The following is a 17,285-nucleotide window of genomic DNA, read 5'->3' as shown; positions in this document are numbered from 1 at the left end:
TGAGCAGGTTGGCCTCGTCCTCGAGGCCTAGGTGGTTGACGTCACGCCGTCGGCCCGGGTCTTGACGCTGCTCTGGCGGCGGGCATTCACCTTGCCTCTCCTTGACCAATTCATAGGAGATCAGCATGGAACGATTCAAGGACAAGACTGTCATCGTCACCGGCGCGTCGTCGGGTATCGGGCGCGGCGTCGCCGAGCGCTTCTCGCAGGAAGGCGCCAACGTGGTGATCTGCGCCCGGCATGAGGACAAGCTCCAGCAGGTCGCGAAGCAACTGCCAGAGGAGCGCACGCTGGCGCAGGCGGCGGACGTCTCGAAGTACGCGGACGTCGAGTCGCTGGTCGCCGCAGCGGTGAAGCGCTTCGGCGGGCTGGACGTAATCGTCAACAACGCGGGAATCGGGACGGAAGGCGACGCCCTCACCGTGTCCCTGGACGACTGGAACGAGACCCTCGCCATCAATCTCAGCGGCGTCTTCCACGGCTGCCGCGCGGCGATGCCCGAGTTGCTCAAGCGCAAGGGCTGCATCGTCAACACCGCGTCGGTCTCCGGCCTCTCCGGCGACTGGGGGATGTGCGCCTACAACGCGGCCAAAGGCGGCGTCGTGAATCTCACGCGTTCGCTCGCGCTGGACTTCGGGGGCCAGGGCGTCCGGGTCAATGCGGTCGCACCGTCTCTCACGCGTACCGGCATGACCGAGGAGATGCTGGAGGACAAGGACCTCGTTGCGCGCTTCATGGAACGCGTGCCGCTGGGCCGGCCGGCGGAGCCCGCCGACATCGCCGCGGTCGTGGCGTTCCTCGCCAGCGACGATGCGCGCTTCGTCAACGGCGTGAACCTTCCTGTCGACGGCGGCGTGATGGCTTCCAACGGCCAACCGAAGATGTGATGGCTGCCGTGCCCGACGCGGTACCGCCGTCCGACGAGGACCCCTCCGACACGGCTCCCGTCAGCGCTCCCTGGTGGACCAAGCTCGGCCCCGGCCTGATCACCGGCGCCGCCGACGACGATCCGAGCGGCATCGCCACCTACTCGCAGGCCGGCGCGCAGTACGGCTACGCGGTCGGCTGGACGATCCTGGTGACCTTCCCGCTGATGGTCGGCATCCAGCTCGCCAGCGCGCGCATCGGCCGCATCACCGGCAAGGGACTGACCGAGAACTTCTCCAAGCTCTGCCCGCGTTGGCTGGTCGTCGCGCTCGTCTCGTTGCTGGTGGTCGCCAACGTCATCAACCTCGGCGCCGACCTCAGCGCGATGGGCGACGCGATGCACCTGGCCGTGGGCGGACCACCGGGCGCGTTCGTCGTGGCCATGGCGCTGCTCTCGCTGCTGCTGCAGATCTGGCTACCCTACGCGCGCTACGTGATGCTGCTGAAGTGGCTGACACTCACGCTGCTGGCCTACGTCGGCGTCGGCTTCGCGGCGCAGGCGGACTGGGTGCTCGCGCTGAAGTCGCTGGTGATGCCGACCATGCACTGGGACCGCGAGTACACGACCACCGTCGTCGCCATCCTCGGAACGACGATCAGCCCCTACCTCTTCTTCTGGCAGGCCAGCCAGGAAGCCGAGGAGATCCGCCGCATCGATGCGGACCGTCCGCTCGCCGTCGCGCCGGAGCAGGCGACTGAACAGTTCCGCCGGCTGCGCACGGACACGCTGGTCGGGATGGGCTTCTCCAACACGATCGCGTTCTTCATGATCGTCGCCACCGCCGCGGCGCTGCACGCCCACGGCGTGCGCGACATCGAGACCACCGCGCAGGCCGCTCAGGCGCTCAAGCCGATCGCGGGGAACTTCGCGTTCGTGCTGTTCGCCGCCGGCATCGTGGGCACGGGCTTCCTCGCGCTGCCGGTGCTCGCGGGATCGGCGGCCTATGCTGTCGCCACGCTCGCCGGCGTGCGGCGCGGGCTCGACCGTCCGGCGCATTCCGCCAAGGCGTTCTACCTGATCCTCAGCGCTGCCATGCTGATCGGTCTGGCGATCAGCCTGTCGGGATTCAATCCGATCAAGGCGCTGGTGTGGTCGGCGGTCGTGAACGCCGTGATCTCCGTGCCCATCATGATCGCGGTGATGGTGGCGGCGTCGCATCGCAAGATCGTCGGCGAGCTGCGCCTGCCACCGCTGTGGCGCGTGATGGGCTGGCTGGCCACCGCGGCGATGGCCGCGGCCACGATCGCGGTGATCGTGCTACAGACTTCCAGCACGTTCCAGGGCAGTCGCTAGGCTGGGTCGATGACCGCATCCACTCCGCTGCACGGCGGCCGGTGGTCTTTTGGGCTGCAGAAGCCCTTCATCTGCTCGAATTCGTTATTGGAATGGCTGCTCACAGATCAGCGCGTCAAGGCTGCCTTCCCCCCTTGATCTTCAGGCCAATGAGTACTTGGGGCGCTCCGGCAGAGGGCCGAATTCCGACGGTCGGCGAAGCTGTGCTTCCGTCCGATGGTTCTAGCCATGCGCTGATGGGAGGCCAAAGAAGGCTCCGCGGCTGACCAGCCGCGGCACGCTGAATTTCGATGTCGATCGTTTGGGGGAAATGCCGGTTCGTCCAGATCAGCCATCTGAAGAGCTCGGCTGTCATTGAGGCAGACGCGCCCACTTCACGCAGCCAGTTGATGGCTTGATCTAGTGCATCTGCGGTGTCCTCAGGCAACCCTTGGCGATCGGAGCGGACTAGCTCTCGTAGTCTCGACTCGTCTGGAACGACGCTAAGGATCGCCGAGGCCTTGATACGAATGGACTCTGGCAACAGTTCATCGTTGGCAGCGAGATTGAGCATCTGCGGAAGATGTGCCAATGCGCGAAAGCGCTCATGTGGTGTTGTCAACACTGCCTCCTTCGATAGGCGGGTTCCTTGGGTCAAAAATTGGCCAAGGATCCAATCACTTGGATGCTCGGAGAGATGGCTTGGAATATCAACTCTGCATACGCGTACGTATCTGTTATGCCGAGAGCATCGCGCCTCGTGCGGAGCCTGCTCCTGCGGTGACTCGAACTAAGCCGCTGGTTAACTTGAAGGTTGGCCATTTCATCAGGAAGTCGCTGGCGGGGCCCCCCATGCAGAGGGAGTCGCGTCACGCCACGAGGTCTAGAAGACTGAACAGCGCGTTGAGTCACCTACAGATCGATCGTGGCCGACAGGCCGCCATCTCCGGAAGGTGGCGGTCTCATTGTGTTGGATGCCGGGGGGCATGCAGAAACTGCATTGATGCTTCACTCCGATCGTGGCGCTCACCTACCTCGGCCGCAGATCGCCCGAGAACAGCTCTAGTTGAACCTGAGGCCGCCTCAACTGGTCGATAACGTCTAATGAGATGCACCTTTGGCGCACTACCCCTTGTCACTCAACGACAGAACATGCTCAAACAACTCTTGAAGGGCTTCGTGATGCCCCGGACAGCCTCTTCGCGTAACCTTCCGCGAGATCCTGCGCGAGCATCGGAAATCCCCCTCTACCTAGACGCCTTTGCAGTGTGTGCGAAGTTCAGTAGTTCCGCCTGTCCCGATCTCGATCTGCCACCACTTAGGCCCACGCAAGCAAGCACGGATCGACTGCTCGCCTCGATGGAGGGAGTCGTCCTGAGCAACCGGATCACCGAAGACGACTTTCGCGCCAGCGCCGGGCAGTGCGTGAAGTGGGTTCACTATCTCGCTCCTCACTTTGCAAATGCGCTGGGACTTGAGTGCTGGCCAACGATTGGTCAACTGTGGATGGGCAACACGAAGGTGTGGGGCCCCACGTGGGACGAGATGCAGGGCATGGTCGAGGGCGGCATTCATCCTGAGCATCTCGCCCGAAGGGGAGCTGCCGGCATGAACCTGCACGCTTGGCTCACACTTGAGACCGGCGAAATCATCGATCCGACCTTCGCAAGCACCTTGGCTGTTTTGAAGGGCGGTGAGTACGCGGAGCTACTCGGGTCCATCGCGGTTGGACAAGAGCCCGAGGTGTTCTCGAACCATCGCTACTTCCCGATGCTCGCAGGAGCGAAGGCGATCGAGTTGATGCAGTCGCGCTCTACTTTGCCCTTCCTAGCCCAGTCCCGGTCGGACCTTGGAAAGACGGCCATGCTGATAGTGCCAGTTGAGGCGCCTGATCGTGATATTCATTCGGCGTGATGGCGCCATGGTCCTGCGATTGTTTGCGTAAACTGGATGCGCGGCGTCCTGTGGTTTCAGCTTTGCCGATCCATGACGGCGACGAACATTCACAAAGTGTGGATAGGCGGCACCCGTCCGGCGACCCCACTCTGAAGGCATTAGCTAGTATTGGCCCATGCGCGCAACCAAAGTGATTTAGAGGCGCCGATCGAAGCGTACGCTCCTGCAGTTGGTGCGACGCGCGGCCACGGACGAGACCGTGCTGGTCGGCCGGCCCGGTCATGCCGTGGCCAAACTCACCCGCGCAGACGCGCACTCTACGCGCCGCAACGCCGTTTAGGCTTTCTTAAGGGCAGGTTGATCGTTCCCGACGACTTGAACGCCCCCCTGCCTGACGATGTGCTCGCGGACTTCGAAGGTGGGAACTGAGGCAAGGCTGTCTGCCTTCTGGCGGAGGTAGTTGCCAACCAGTGGACGCCTGGCGAGGCACCCGAAGCGTAAGCGTCCAGCGAACTCGGAACGGCAAGTGCCGACTAAGCTTGTCTATCTAGCTGCGTTGCCTGCGGTGGCATGACCTTCACCCACACTGCGACGCCAAGGTACGCGAACACGCAGGCTTGATGGGTGGGAGCGAGCCGAAGACAGCGACCGCGCGCTGCAGGGGCGCCTTCGGAGACCGTCAACATTAGCCAGTGGGCTTGGGACTGCCGTGTGGGTCTCGTGACCACGCCGTGACCACTTCTTCGTAAGTGGCACCTCCTCTGGCAGGCCAAGTTTCATGTCCGGCTTATAATATTTTCAGAGGCGAGTTGACTTTGATCGCAGGTCGCTGAGATGCGGTGACACGACGTGTCCGGTGCCATTGAATCCCTTGATGGGCCTCAAGCCCACCCCCTCCCATCGCCTCATAATCCTTTGGTCACAGGTTCAAGTCCTGTACGGCCTACCAATATTCATTTGGAAGGTCCGCTTGCAGCTTTTTCAAGCAGTGCGAGCAAGGGCCCGGCCAAGTTCCTTCAGCGCCGGTCGTACCCCACGAACGTGCTCCACCGCAGCGTTCGAAGAGTGCGAGCACTGCGCGCGGGTTTGCTCCGAACTTGTTCGCCCAGAAATACGGTCAGTTGGATGGCGCGGCGGGCACCGCGATGCTCAAGACGCCGATGCCAGAAGCACGCGTGCACGAACCGGCGGCCAAATGGGACGATGCCAGACGCATCCAGCCGCCTTCGACGACGTGACCCTCAGGGAAGCGGCCGCGGAGATCATTCCCCACATCTCGCGGTCGATCAAGTTCAGCCGAACGGTCGGAAGCCTGCATATCAGCTGCGTATGTCGTCCCGACCAAGCACTAGCTCGCTTGGTGAGCTAGTGCGGCGCCATGATCGCCCATCTGCTCATGCAATGGCAGTTTGCATGCATCCCCCAGCTAAAGTGGCAATCCTCTCCATGTCAGAAACTCCTCTATGATTCTGACATCTCGCGCCATGAAAACCATACCCGAAGCAATCCTCGCGTACGCCCATGGTTCAGCCGAGGGACAGGTTCTGTCGCCGAAGGAGTTCCTGCATATGGGAAACCGGACTGCAGTCGATCAAGCCCTGTCCAGGCTATCGAGGGAGGGCTACCTTATCCGAGTGGACCGCGGCGCGTACGTCGCGCCCGTGCAGGGGCGAGGCGGCTGTAGACCGCCTTCGGCTGAGAAGGTGGTCGAGTCGTTGGCGGCACTTTCAGGCGAACTCATCGCGCCTGATGGCGTGACATCGGCGATTGCCTTTGGGCTTGCGGAGCAAAGTCGGCTAACGCGAGGCTACGTGACTTCGGGCCGGTCAAGGACTTTGCTGCTCGGAGATGTCGAGATGGTCCTGCAACACGCGCCGGCTTGGATGTTGGCGCTGGGAAATGGACCAGCGGGCGCGGCCGTGAGGGCGATGGCCTGGGTGGGGCCGGGCGCGGCTGATAGGGCGCTGGTCAAGATCCGACTTTCACTTTCCAGTTCCGAATGGCTAACGCTCGTGGCCTGCCGCGCTGCCCTTCCTTCTTGGATGGCTCGTGTTATAGGCGCGTCAGTAGTCCGGGATCCCGGGCGACAGTCGCGCGGCCGAAGAGTGGTGGCCGTGACGTGCGGCTCTGATGCGCCGAACGCGGACGCGGTTGGACCCGCCAAGGTCCCATTCACTCAAACCATAGACATGGCCTGAATACGGCCGGCTCAGCAAGATAGGCAATAGATCAAATGTCCGCCTACAAATTTGTAGATTTATTTTCAGGATGCGGGGGGCTTTCCCTGGGACTTGCCATGGCGGGACTAGAGGGGCAGTTCGTCGTGGAGCGCGATGCAATGGCCTTCGAGACCTTCTCTGCGAATTTCCTGAGCGAGCGAACGCTGCCAATCGGCAAGTTCGCTTGGCCTGGTTGGCTTGAGAAACGGGCCTGGCCGATTGATGAATTGTTGGCCCAGCATTTGGACCAACTGAAGAACTTGGAGGGGTGTGTTGAGGTGCTAGCCGGTGGCCCGCCTTGCCAAGGCTTCAGCTTTGCCGGCCGACGCAACGAAGACGACCCCAGGAATCAGCTCTTCGAAAAATATGTCGAAGTGGTCAGGGCCATCAAGCCGTCTGCGCTGGTGCTGGAGAACGTGCCAGGCATGAAAGTCGCGTATTCGAAGAAAAACGCTTCAGGCAGCGGAAGGGACGCCCCTTCGGAGTCCTACTACGAGAAGTTGAAAAGGAGCCTGGAGGACATCGGCTACGAAGTACATGGCGAACTGGTGAATGCAGTGCGGTTTGGTGTTCCCCAAAAGCGGAACCGGCTAATCGTCATCGGATTGCGCAAGGGCATTGCGGCTGCGCTTGACGGTGGCGTAATGCAGGCGTTTAAGTTGCTTGAAGCTATGCGGCTTGCTCAATTGAATGATCTTGGGCTGCCGGAATCGGTCTCTGTTTGTGACGCATTATCGGACTTGACTATCAGGTGGCATTTAAAGACGCCATGCGTCGATCCTCGCTCCCCAAAAGGCTTTGAGGAGATTGTGTACAACGAGCCCTCGTCAAAGTACCAGAAGCTGATGCACAAGGGCTGCCGCAAGGATGCAATGGACAGCATGCGATTGGCGCGCCATGGAGATGAGGTCCGTGAGCGGTTCGCGAGGATCCTCAAGGAGTGTCCGCGAGGTGTTCGCATGAATGAGGCAAACCGAGAGCAGTACAGCACCAAGAAGCACCGCATCTACCCGCTGGATCCGTGGGAGCCCGCTCCAACGATTACCACACTGCCAGATGATGTCCTGCATTACTCCGAGCCTCGCATCCTCACCGTCCGTGAGAGTGCTCGACTGCAGTCATTCCCTGATTGGTTCCAATTTCGCGGTAAGTTCACGACGGGTGGGGACCGAAGGACGAAAGAATGTCCTCGCTATACACAGGTCGGCAATGCAGTGCCACCGCTCCTAGCGAGGGCTATCGGGCTCACAATCAGGGCGGTCCTCGATGCTTCCAAGGAAGCAGGCGCATCAAGACCCACTACAGCCAATTGTGAGAGCGCTGATTTCGAGGAAGTAGCCGTCGCTTAAGAGCGGCATCCCAAGGGAGAAGAAATGAATGAACAGCACGGCGTTCAGCCTCCGTTTCCCCGTGCGTTGGTGGATTGGGCAGGGAATCATGCCGGCGGCGTCAAGCGGCTCTTCGATAGTCATAGTGGTCGGCCGGCAAAGGATCTGCTGAAGACTAACTTGTTGGTGCGTCTGGAGAACTGGGCAAGCTCTCTTGCGGCCGGCGATCCGGTGTGCCCAAAGGTTGTCCTTCTGGTGGGCGGACCTGGCAATGGCAAGACCGAGGCCATCGAGTCCACCGTTCGCTGGCTCGATACAAGTTTGCAATGCGATGGCCGCCTAGTCGATGAACTGGCTCGATCGTTCCATCGCATTGGTGGCATCCCGCGCGTAGTCACGACCAACGCGGGAATGCTTTCTCGGACCTCACGAGACTTGCGGCTGCATATCGTGCAGGATGCAACTGCCACTATTGGTCGGGAAGGCATGTCGGCGGCAAACCTGCTTATTGAGGAGCTTGGTGGCCTCGTGGGCAGTGATCGCCCTGACGTCTATCTTTGCTGCGTCAATCGCGGCGTCTTGGACGACGCGTTGATCTATGCGATCGACAAAAAGCTCGACAGCCCTCGCATAGTGCTAGAGGCCATCACCCGCGCAGTAAGTCTTGCTGCCGACGCGCCGTCATGCTGGCCGCTCGCCGGCTTTCCCGGCATCGCTGTCTGGCCGATGGACGCCGAGTCATTGCTCGTGCCTCCGGCTGGCGAGCAGACTTCGCCGGCGGAAACGCTCATTCGGCAGGCCACTGAGTCGACGGCCTGGCCCGTTTACGGAGCCTGTGCTGCCGGCGATAAATGTCCCTTCTGCTACAGCCAATCGTTGCTTTCGAGAGATGGAGCGCGGGACGCACTGCTGCAAGTCCTTAGGTGGAATGAGTTGGGAAGCGGAAAGCGCTGGAGCTTTCGAGATCTCTTCTCGCTAATGTCCTACTTGTTTTCGGGGCACCTTCCAGCTCGCGATGAGCAACACGGCGATCCGTGCGCTTGGGCTGCAAAACTAATCGAACTGGATGCCGGCCTCTCGGGCGTACGACGTCCAACCAAACAGGCTATGACAGCCGCATTCCGGCTTGCCACGTCGAGTTATCAGCACGCGCTCTTCCACCGCTGGGACCGAGATGTCTCGTCGACTCTCCGAAAGGATATTAAGGAATTGGGCCTGGACGACGACGGCACGCTGATGGGCCTGCAACTCTTCTTGCACGAGCGTCGCGCCCCTTACCTTCCTGCCACGATCGCCCCTCTGCTCGAAGGCCTCGTGGACCTTCTCGATCCTGCGCTTGCGAGTCCGGATAGTCAGGTGGCGGTCAGCGCGAAAACGACGGTCATGCTGCGCGACATTGACATTCGGTTTAGCAGGTCCATACAAGAAGGGATTGAGTTCATTCGGAAGTACCAAGTCCTTTCTCCAATGGAGCTGGATCTCCTCAAAAAGCTTGCGCAAGCGGACGAGCGACTCTCGCGGCCGGAAGTGCGGCGCAGGCGTCCAGCCGCTGCTAGCCGGGTGCAACAACTCCTGCGCGACTTTGCGGGGCGCCTTGTGCGTCGGAGCATCTGCGTACGTTCCTCTGTTGTTCCTGATGCCAGCATCCTTGCGTCGTTTCAGGAGGTTGTCGATGACGAGAAGCAGCACCGCATCTATGAAGTAGCCGATCAGGTTGAGCAACTCTTGAACAAGGGGGCCGACTTTGAGGTATCGCTGACGACTACTTTTGGCCAGCCGCTTCCGCCTTCGCAGCGCCAGGCCACGTTGGTTGTGCCGAGCCAGCATGTTGGCGTGTCGTCCCGTAAGAATTTTGGCAGGCCGCTGTCGCCGATTTGCTTCCTGGAGGTTGGTAGTGGTGCATCGGCGCAGTCGATCGCGCTTACCTATGACCTGTTCAAGGCGGTCAAGGAACTGGAGCGCGGATTGTCTCCGGCGTCCCTGCCGAGGACGGTGGTAGCGCTTCTGGACACTACCCGTGCAAGGTTGGCGGGGCCGATAGTTCGCGATCTAGAAATTCTTCGACGCTCGAAGATCCGTATTGGTGCAGATGGCACGGTGATCGTGAAATCCTGGGACGGTTTCGTATCCCGAATTGAAAAGGCCCGCCAATGACGCTCGCGGACTTTAAGAACACTCCGTGGAAGGCATCGCATCGCAGCTACGAAAAGTCTGCACTGGCGATCAGCCCTGCACCCGAGTACGCCAGTTCGGAGGTACTCGTATCTTCCTTGTACCGGACTGTCGGTTTCGCGGCGCTGAAAGAAGGTGCCGTGCCTCAGGCGGGTAAGGCTCATGACAAGTTGGTGAAGAAGCTCCGCGACAAGCAACGCACTCCTGAGGGCGCGCTGGTGTCGGCAGACACCTGGAACACCGTCATCCATGGTGTGCTTGAAAGCCCGAAGCTCCCGAACCAGTCGTCCAAGCGATTCCTTCAGGTGTCGCCATTGGTGCCTGGCATTGCGGCCTTTTCTGGTTCCGCACGGCTGAGCAGTAACTCTTGGCCTGCTGGAAGCTTGGTCAGGCGAATGGTTTGGCTAGGGGCCAATGACCATGCTTCTGCGAAAACACTTTGGATCGACTTGTTCGAAGCGTTGAGCGTGGGTGACGGCGACGACGTGTTTGCTCGCTGGCTTCAACAGGAAGCTGATGCGTGGACGGCGCCTTCGCCGTCTTGGGACATCGTTCCCCTGCCTGCAGAGGAGGCCGAGATTCTGGCAAGGGCGGATTTCAAGGGCGTGAACTTCCCCGCGAGGCAGTTTTCGAAAGATCTGAGAGCCATCATCGCGGCCAAGGACTCGATGACGCGGCGCCAATGGATCACGCTTCTGGAGGCAATCATTCGCCTGGGTGCAGTGGCCCATGTTGCTTGGCTCTGCGATGTCCAGGCGCGTATCTGGCGGAATGTCAGGGAATCAATTGGCGAGCAGCTATCAGGTGGCGAGGCTCCGGCACACTCGATTTTCCCTGAGTCCCCGCAGTACATGTCGTACGGTGGAAAGGCCCTATTGGTCTTCAAGGACTTGGCGTCGGGTTACTTGCAGGCTCGGCTCGGCATCAATGCAGTGCTCTGGTCCCTAGGCGAAATCGGGCTACCCTATTCGTCTCCCTTGTCGACCAGTGACGACATACAGCAGTTGTGCCGTCACTTGCGAGCGAACCGCGAGGCCCTCGCTCGTGCGGGAGTGGCGAAGAGCATCTCCGACGTCTTGGAGAACGAGGCACGAGCTCTGCTGTGCAAGAAGGGTATCGGCTCGAATTTGATGGAGTTCGCTCGCCACTGCCTAGGTCAGCGTCAAACATCTAGTCCCTTGCTGCGAGGCTACGACCAAGGCTACGTGCTGCGGAAGAAGGGAAGTAGTGCTTCAAGTCCATGGATCGTCTCGCTGGGCCCCGCTTCGGTCCTAGCACTCGCGCATTGCGCGCTGGCCGGAATGGGCGGCCCTAGGTCGATACAGCGGTTAGTGCAACACCTCGCGGCCTACGGCGTTGTCGTGGACCGCAATGACATCGTCGGCAGTGACCTGGGCCATCAATTGCGGATGCTCGGTCTTGTGCTGGATAGCCCCGATGCTGAGAGCGGGATGTTGCTGTTGCCACCGTTCCCGGCAAGCAGTGCAGCAAATCACGAAGTAAACCAAGAATGAAGAACCTTTCCGAGACACTCGCAGAGTACATCCGCGGCAAGGTGGTGGATGCGACCTCGGGGCGCGGCGGTACGCGGCTGGAGACCCGATTTATCTTCCATGGGCCGCCACTGACGCTGCTTCGTCCGATCTATGAATCCCTCGTACTTGAGGGCGGAATTCGCGTTGAAAATGCAGACGGCGTTTCTATGACCTTGCCGGTCCTGCTACAAATTTCTTCGAGTGCGGAAAGGGTGCAGAACCCGGAAGTGGGGCAGTCTGGACTCTGTGACGAGAACCACCTGCTGCATTTGCGCAATGACCCGCACAACCCTAGCTTCGTAGCGTTGGTGCCGCCGGGCCAGCATCAGAACAAGTCCGTGGCCTCGACCACCGACGAGTTTGGTGTCGGCATGCAGAACAACAGCAGCCATGCGCCATTCGACGACTGGTGGGGCGACGAGTTCATTCAGCTTTTGGTCAGCAAAGCACTAGCCGGTATTGGGCTCGACGACGAGGCAACTAAGGAGGCACGCGACGTCACGAGACAATCCACCGAGGCCGTTGACGATGTGGAGGGTAGCGACGGAACTCGGAATGCGGCGTGGCTGCTGTTGTCTCGCTTGTTCTCTGTCCCAACGTCGGGTCTAGATTTACATCCGTGGCAGGCAGTTGCGCTGGCTTGCGGCATGCCATCGAGCGCTTCCGTTCTATCGGCGAAAGGCTTGCATGATGTCCTTGCGAAATTGGCGGCAACGCTGGCGGACGGATTCGGGACCGCTATCGCGCTTCTTGGACAGGGGGCGCCTCGTGAGGTCGCCGATGCCCTGGGACAGTTCCTGGCGCATCTACGTGACCGATGCAATGTGCCAACGGCGTTTGAGCGAGCGACTTCGGCGTTCTACTTGCCTGGCAGCGGGTCATACCTAGATGCTCCACCGTCCTGGTGGAAGACGCTCACGGCGGAAAAGTGGCTTGAGCTGATGGCGGAAGAGCCGGCGGAGGTTGGGGACTTGCATGTCGAGTGCGTGAACTCCGTCTTCCCAGTTGGACGAGGCATGCCCGCGATTGTCCGCGGCGAAGCTGTGCTGGCGATCTCTGCTGGAGCCTCTGCGAAAGCCACCCTCGCTGGCGTTGTACTGGAGCGCAATTCAGGAAGCGTTCGCACCAAGCAATTCGTAGAGCTTGTCGCCAAGCCTGACGGCACGTTTGCGCATTCCGACGAAGCTCCTCCCGCCCACAAGGCCCCCATCGTCTACAAGGCTACGGCCCAGGATTTCAAGGCAGCTTCGATCAAGGTGGTATCGCTTGCGCATTGGGCGCCTGGCATCCTCGTCTGCTGTCGTGTGGCGAGCAAGCTGACTCCGCCCAAAAGACCGGCGCGCAAGGTGGCCAGCGGCCCCGAACTCGAGACAACGATGCTGCTCCCTGGCTCCGGGCGATACGAGCTGGTCGTATTTGTTTCGCCTGATATCACTGTCGAAGGTGTGACGGGGATCGCGGACGACGCTACGGAGGTCGATGAGGGCTTAGTTGATCTCCATGCCGTTCAGGTCAAGGAGGGTGAGTACCAGATCGAGATTGATGCGGATGCCAAGTATCAGGTGGACATCCGATATCTCAGGGCCAGCCAAGGTGTGTTCGAGACCTGTCGCGTCTACGTAACTTGTGCGGAGACGTCCGAGGAAGGATGCCGTAGCGAGTTCGAGCGGTTAATTAAGCTCAACCGAAATCACCTCGAGCGTTTCGACGCCAAGTCCGTCGTTCAGGTCGATCGGCATGCCCGCATCGCCAGCCTGCAGTCATGGCTGCTGGATGAGAACAACATTGCCCAATCATTCCGACCGTTAGTCATTGCAGACGATTACGCCGAGGCATGGGCACCCCCTGACTGGGGCCGGGATGGCGGGACAATCCTGTCGCGGGGAAAGTTCCTCCACGACCCACGCCCGGATCCGGCCCTGTTTGTCCCGCCCCGGAACTTCATTGAATCAAGGCAAGAGATCGCTCGGCGCATACGGGAGACTGACGACCAATCTGGCCTGCTTGAATCGGCAAAACTTGGAGCGTGGCTCGCGCGCGATGCCGAGTTCAAGCAGTTGATCGAGACCTACCTGGACTCATACGCCGTATGGCTTCTGTCGGAGCCAGACGTGGCCTGTTGGGTCGACGTAGTGGCCGTCGGGTCCATCGAGCCTGACGGTAGAACACTCGCCCGTGTGCCAGACGCAATACTCCTTTCTCCGCTCCATCCGTTGCGACTAGCATGGCATTGCGTTGCCCAAAAAGTTCTACACGAGGCGGCAGAGGGCAGCATTCCCATGCCTTGTCCGGCCGCCAGCGTCCTCGATCCTGATTGCGTCCCCGATTTGCTGACGTTGTCGCTGCAAGCTCCAGGCGGGCTTGATCGAGAGGACTTTGTCTCGGTTGAGTGCAGCTCTGACTATTGGTCGGTGTTATGGAACGGAGCTCGATTGCGACAACTTGCGGAGAGGTGCCGCAGGCCACCATTCGACGACGTTTTTGGGATCACAGTAGGTGGCATCTCTAGTGGTTTCAGTTCCGCTCAGGTGGCGCGCGCGTTGGAGGACGTCTCGGATCTTTTGTCGGCCAAGCCGGTCGTCAATTTGATCGTCTCGAGCGCGGGAGGCGCAACGGACGCTTGCAATGACGGGCTAATGGCTTGGTGCGCCAGAAGGTTTGGAAGTGGCGGCAACACTGGGACTAGTGTGGGGCGGCGCATGCTCGAAGTCTTCGATGTGCGTCCGGCGAGTTCGATGCCCGACGAGGCAACCATCTCAAACCTCGCGGAAGACACGAAGGGATTGGTGCGTTGGTTCAACAAGCAGCCGGTCGACGCGAAGCCTGACTTGGGGATCATCGCGCAGCTCGATTCGGCCGAGCCAGCGACCACGAGCGTCGGCATGCGTTCGCCTCTTGGCCCCGGAGGACTTATCCGCCACCGGGTTCGTCGCCAACTACCCGGCTCGTTCCTAAGCGAATCCCGGCAGGGCAGAGCGATGCCTCCCAGTGGCGATGTGCTCATGGACAAGGTGGCGGCCTGCATGTTGGCAATTGAGTGCCGCCACGAAGGCCGTACCGGACTTCGGTTTGCTCCCAATGTCCATGCCGTGAAAGGCATGCTTGAGGAAAAGGAGGCCGACTTCGTCGCCGTGTCGTCGTCGGCGATTGATCCGGCCTGCTTCCTTGCAGGTTGGATCGACGGCGCTTACCTATGGGACTACGACTTGCCCGCCTATTCGAGCCGGGCAGGGGATACGAGCGGCTACTACTTGCTTTCAAGGGTCAAAGACGCTGACCGCGATGGGCTGACGCGTGTATTAGCGGCCCTTCCCGGGTGCGCTGAACTAGGCAATGATGCCGTCGAGCAAATCCTGCTTGAAGTCGCGCGTCGCGGCATTCCGACTGTGCGCGGCCTTTCTGGGGACAACACGGGGTCGACCGGGGACCTTGGCCTATTTGTGGCTGTCAGATTGCTCCAAGATGAATTCCGGACCGCTGGGAATTTGTCGAGCATCCTTCCCGTTGTCGCCGGGAGCCCGGGCAACGCTTCTATTGCGATCATCGTCCCTGTGGATCCCTTCCGGGGCTATCTGGCCGATATGGCGAGATCGTTCGGGAAAGACGCGTCGCTGTCGCGCCCTGATCTTCTCGTCATCGGCATCCGAGTCGAAGAGGGCGGTGTCAAGATCCGACTAACCCCCGTGGAGGTCAAGTGCCGGCAGGGGGGCGAGTTGAGCAGGGCAGAGGCGGCCGATGCGCTGTCCCAGGCACGAGCACTCGCTGCACTCTTCGAAGGCATTGCCGGGCGAGCGAAGCAGTCGGCGGTTTGGAGAGTCGCGTACCAACATCTACTGCTCTCGATGATTGGCTTCGGATTGCGTGTGTACAGCCAGCACAGCATCGTTGGTGATCAGGCCGGCCGATGGGCCGAGTATCACGAAAGCATTGCGTCGGCGATCCTTGGCCCCGTGCCCCCGATCGCCGTTGACGCAGCAGGTCGTCTCATCGTCATCGACGGGTCGGGAAAGAGTGATGCGCACGATTGGGATGGCGATGGCCTGCACGAATCGGTTGTGGTTGCGGCGAAAGACGCAGGTCGCATCGTTGCTGGGGATGCCCAGCCCTTCTACGACGCGGTACGTGCGAAGGTCGGCGAGTGGGGGTTGTTGCCTACCTCCGCCGAAACGCGGCCTCTTGCGGCATCGTCGCCCGGAGTGCCAGCCCAGACCGAGCGCGACGGAGGCACTGACGGTGCTACGGCCGTGGCCCTCCCAGCAGACGAGCAATCGGCTTCCGCGGGGATTGGCCCATATTCGCTAGAGCAGGCTGCGTGTTGCAACAATGAAGAGGCGTCTACGTCTACTGGCATCAAATTGTCAGTTGGGCGTTCGGCGGACGGATTCGAGCCAAGGGCCGTCGCTCTAAACGTCTCTGATACCCGGCTGAACCAGTTGAACCTTGGCGTCGTTGGCGATCTTGGGACGGGCAAGACCCAACTGCTCAAGTCATTGATCTATCAGATCGCGACGTCTACCGAGCAGAACCAAGGCGTGAAGCCGAGGTTCCTAATATTCGACTACAAAAGGGACTACAGCAGCCCAGATTTCGTTACGGCTACAGGCGCCAGGGTTGTGAAACCGACTCGACTGCCCCTGAACCTGTTCGATACGTCCGCGATGGGGGAGTCGGCGGCGCCGTGGCTCGACCGGTTCCGCTTCTTTACCGATGTGCTCGACAAGGTGTACAGCGGCATTGGGCCGGTACAACGGGACAAGTTAAAGGGCGCGGTGCGCAGCGCCTACGAGACAGCTTCCGCGCAGGGGCGGGCTCCAACCATCTACGATATCCATGCCGAGTATCGGGATCTGCTCGGAGGCAAGTCGGACACGCCGATGGCCATCATCGACGACTTGGTTGACATGGAAGTCTTCGCTCGCGATCCAAAGGACACGCTACCGTTCGACAAGTTTCTCGACGGTGTTGTCGTCGTGTCACTCGACGCCCTTGGACAGGATGACCGTAGCAAGAACATGCTTGTGGCTGTGATGCTCAACATGTTCTACGAGAACATGCTGAAGACGCAGAAGCGACCTTTCCTTGGTACGGATCCTCAGCTCCGAGTTGTCGACTCGTACTTGCTGGTGGACGAAGCCGACAACATCATGCGTTATGAGTTCGACGTCTTACGCAAACTTCTGCTGCAGGGACGTGAATTCGGGGTCGGGGTGATTCTTGCATCGCAATACCTCCGGCACTTCAAGGTCGGTGCGACCGACTATCGCGAACCACTGTTGACCTGGTGCATCCACAAGGTGCCCAACGCTACGCCTGCGGAGCTTGGTGCGCTGGGACTCGTTTCGGATCTCGGCGAGCTTTCGGAGCGAGTCAAGTCGTTGCCCAACCATCATTGCCTATACAAGTCGTTCGATGCACCAGGCGAAGTGATTCGCGGCCTGCCTTTTTATGAGCTGATGCGGGACTTAGGTTCCAAGCCGTAGGCAGAGTGGTTGCCTGGTATGACGGACTTCCTGACGAAGGCCCAGCGGTCCGAGCGGATGTCCCGAATTCGCAGCCGAGATACTAAGCCCGAGATGGTGCTGCGAAAGCTGCTGCACGCTAGGGGGCTTCGCTATCGATTGCGGGGTGCGGGCCTGCCAGGCAAACCGGATCTGGTCTTGGCGCGTCATCGAGCTGTTGTCTTTGTCCATGGTTGCTTCTGGCATCGACATCGCGGCTGCAACATCGCTACTACGCCGAAGAGCAACACAGAGTTCTGGGTCGAGAAGTTTCGGAGGAACGTTGCGCGCGACGAGCGCAGCATTCAGGCGCTGGAGGACCTTGGATGGCGTGTCTTCGTCGTCTGGGAATGCGAGTTGGCATCCGCCATTAGGGCATGCGCTACGGCAGACCGCCTAGCGTCATCCTTGAAAGGCACTGGTTGCGCTTGACCCGA

At 60.4% G+C, this 17,285-nt stretch carries 10 protein-coding genes; all 10 read left to right on the top strand.

The annotated features are described in order from the left end of the window. The first annotated feature begins 125 nt into the window (after positions 1-125). Complete coding sequence (gene budC / locus AC07OZ_RS24240; protein WP_495469631.1) at positions 126-887, top strand: meso-2,3-butanediol dehydrogenase; 762 nt, start codon at positions 126-128, stop codon at positions 885-887. After that, positions 887-2,221 (top strand): Nramp family divalent metal transporter, encoded by a 1,335-nt coding sequence (locus AC07OZ_RS24235; protein ID WP_495469630.1) that lies wholly within the window; start codon positions 887-889, stop codon positions 2,219-2,221. The genes budC and AC07OZ_RS24235 overlap by 1 nt, the downstream gene beginning before the upstream one ends. Positions 2,222-3,352: 1,131 nt before the next feature. Continuing rightward, positions 3,353-4,114 (top strand): hypothetical protein, encoded by a 762-nt coding sequence (locus AC07OZ_RS24230; protein WP_495469629.1) that lies wholly within the window; start codon positions 3,353-3,355, stop codon positions 4,112-4,114. Between the two features lie 1,079 nt (positions 4,115-5,193). After that, entirely contained in the window at positions 5,194-5,334 is a 141-nt protein-coding gene (locus AC07OZ_RS24225; protein WP_495469628.1) for a hypothetical protein, read from the top strand. 225 nt (positions 5,335-5,559) lie between these two features. Further along, positions 5,560-6,294, top strand: coding sequence for a DUF6088 family protein (locus AC07OZ_RS24220; RefSeq protein ID WP_495469627.1), 735 nt, complete (start codon positions 5,560-5,562; stop codon positions 6,292-6,294). Between the two features lie 35 nt (positions 6,295-6,329). Continuing rightward, positions 6,330-7,664, top strand: coding sequence for a DNA cytosine methyltransferase (locus AC07OZ_RS24215; RefSeq protein WP_495469626.1), 1,335 nt, complete (start codon positions 6,330-6,332; stop codon positions 7,662-7,664). A gap of 24 nt (positions 7,665-7,688) precedes the next feature. Further along, complete coding sequence (locus tag AC07OZ_RS24210) at positions 7,689-9,797, top strand: hypothetical protein (protein WP_495469625.1); 2,109 nt, start codon at positions 7,689-7,691, stop codon at positions 9,795-9,797. Continuing rightward, the gene (locus AC07OZ_RS24205) at positions 9,794-11,329 is read left to right on the top strand and encodes a hypothetical protein (protein WP_495469624.1); all 1,536 of its coding nucleotides are present in this window, start codon (positions 9,794-9,796) and stop codon (positions 11,327-11,329) included. Before AC07OZ_RS24210 ends, AC07OZ_RS24205 begins: the two co-directional genes overlap by 4 nt. After that, a complete protein-coding gene (locus AC07OZ_RS24200) occupies positions 11,326-16,830 on the top strand; it encodes an ATP-binding protein (RefSeq protein WP_495469623.1) in 5,505 nt (1,834 codons plus the stop codon). The genes AC07OZ_RS24205 and AC07OZ_RS24200 overlap by 4 nt, the downstream gene beginning before the upstream one ends. Positions 16,831-16,848: 18 nt before the next feature. After that, complete coding sequence (locus AC07OZ_RS24195) at positions 16,849-17,280, top strand: very short patch repair endonuclease (protein WP_495469622.1); 432 nt, start codon at positions 16,849-16,851, stop codon at positions 17,278-17,280. Positions 17,281-17,285 lie beyond the last annotated feature (5 nt).

The organism is Roseateles sp. GW821-FHT09G03, assembly GCF_059416045.1.
The sequence above is the reverse complement of the archived record's forward strand: the minus strand, read 5'-3'. Positions and strand labels throughout refer to the sequence as shown.

Excerpts from the sequence above, each read along its gene's own strand:
- budC (WP_495469631.1), top strand. The coding sequence starts at position 126 with ATGGAACGATTCAAGGACAAGACTGTCATCGTCACCGGCGCGTCGTCG.
- AC07OZ_RS24235 (WP_495469630.1), top strand. The coding sequence starts at position 887 with ATGGCTGCCGTGCCCGACGCGGTACCGCCGTCCGACGAGGACCCCTCC.
- AC07OZ_RS24230 (WP_495469629.1), top strand. The coding sequence starts at position 3,353 with ATGCTCAAACAACTCTTGAAGGGCTTCGTGATGCCCCGGACAGCCTCT.
- AC07OZ_RS24220 (WP_495469627.1), top strand. The coding sequence starts at position 5,560 with ATGATTCTGACATCTCGCGCCATGAAAACCATACCCGAAGCAATCCTC.
- AC07OZ_RS24215 (WP_495469626.1), top strand. The coding sequence starts at position 6,330 with ATGTCCGCCTACAAATTTGTAGATTTATTTTCAGGATGCGGGGGGCTT.
- AC07OZ_RS24210 (WP_495469625.1), top strand. The coding sequence starts at position 7,689 with ATGAATGAACAGCACGGCGTTCAGCCTCCGTTTCCCCGTGCGTTGGTG.
- AC07OZ_RS24205 (WP_495469624.1), top strand. The coding sequence starts at position 9,794 with ATGACGCTCGCGGACTTTAAGAACACTCCGTGGAAGGCATCGCATCGC.
- AC07OZ_RS24200 (WP_495469623.1), top strand. The coding sequence starts at position 11,326 with ATGAAGAACCTTTCCGAGACACTCGCAGAGTACATCCGCGGCAAGGTG.
- AC07OZ_RS24195 (WP_495469622.1), top strand. The coding sequence starts at position 16,849 with ATGACGGACTTCCTGACGAAGGCCCAGCGGTCCGAGCGGATGTCCCGA.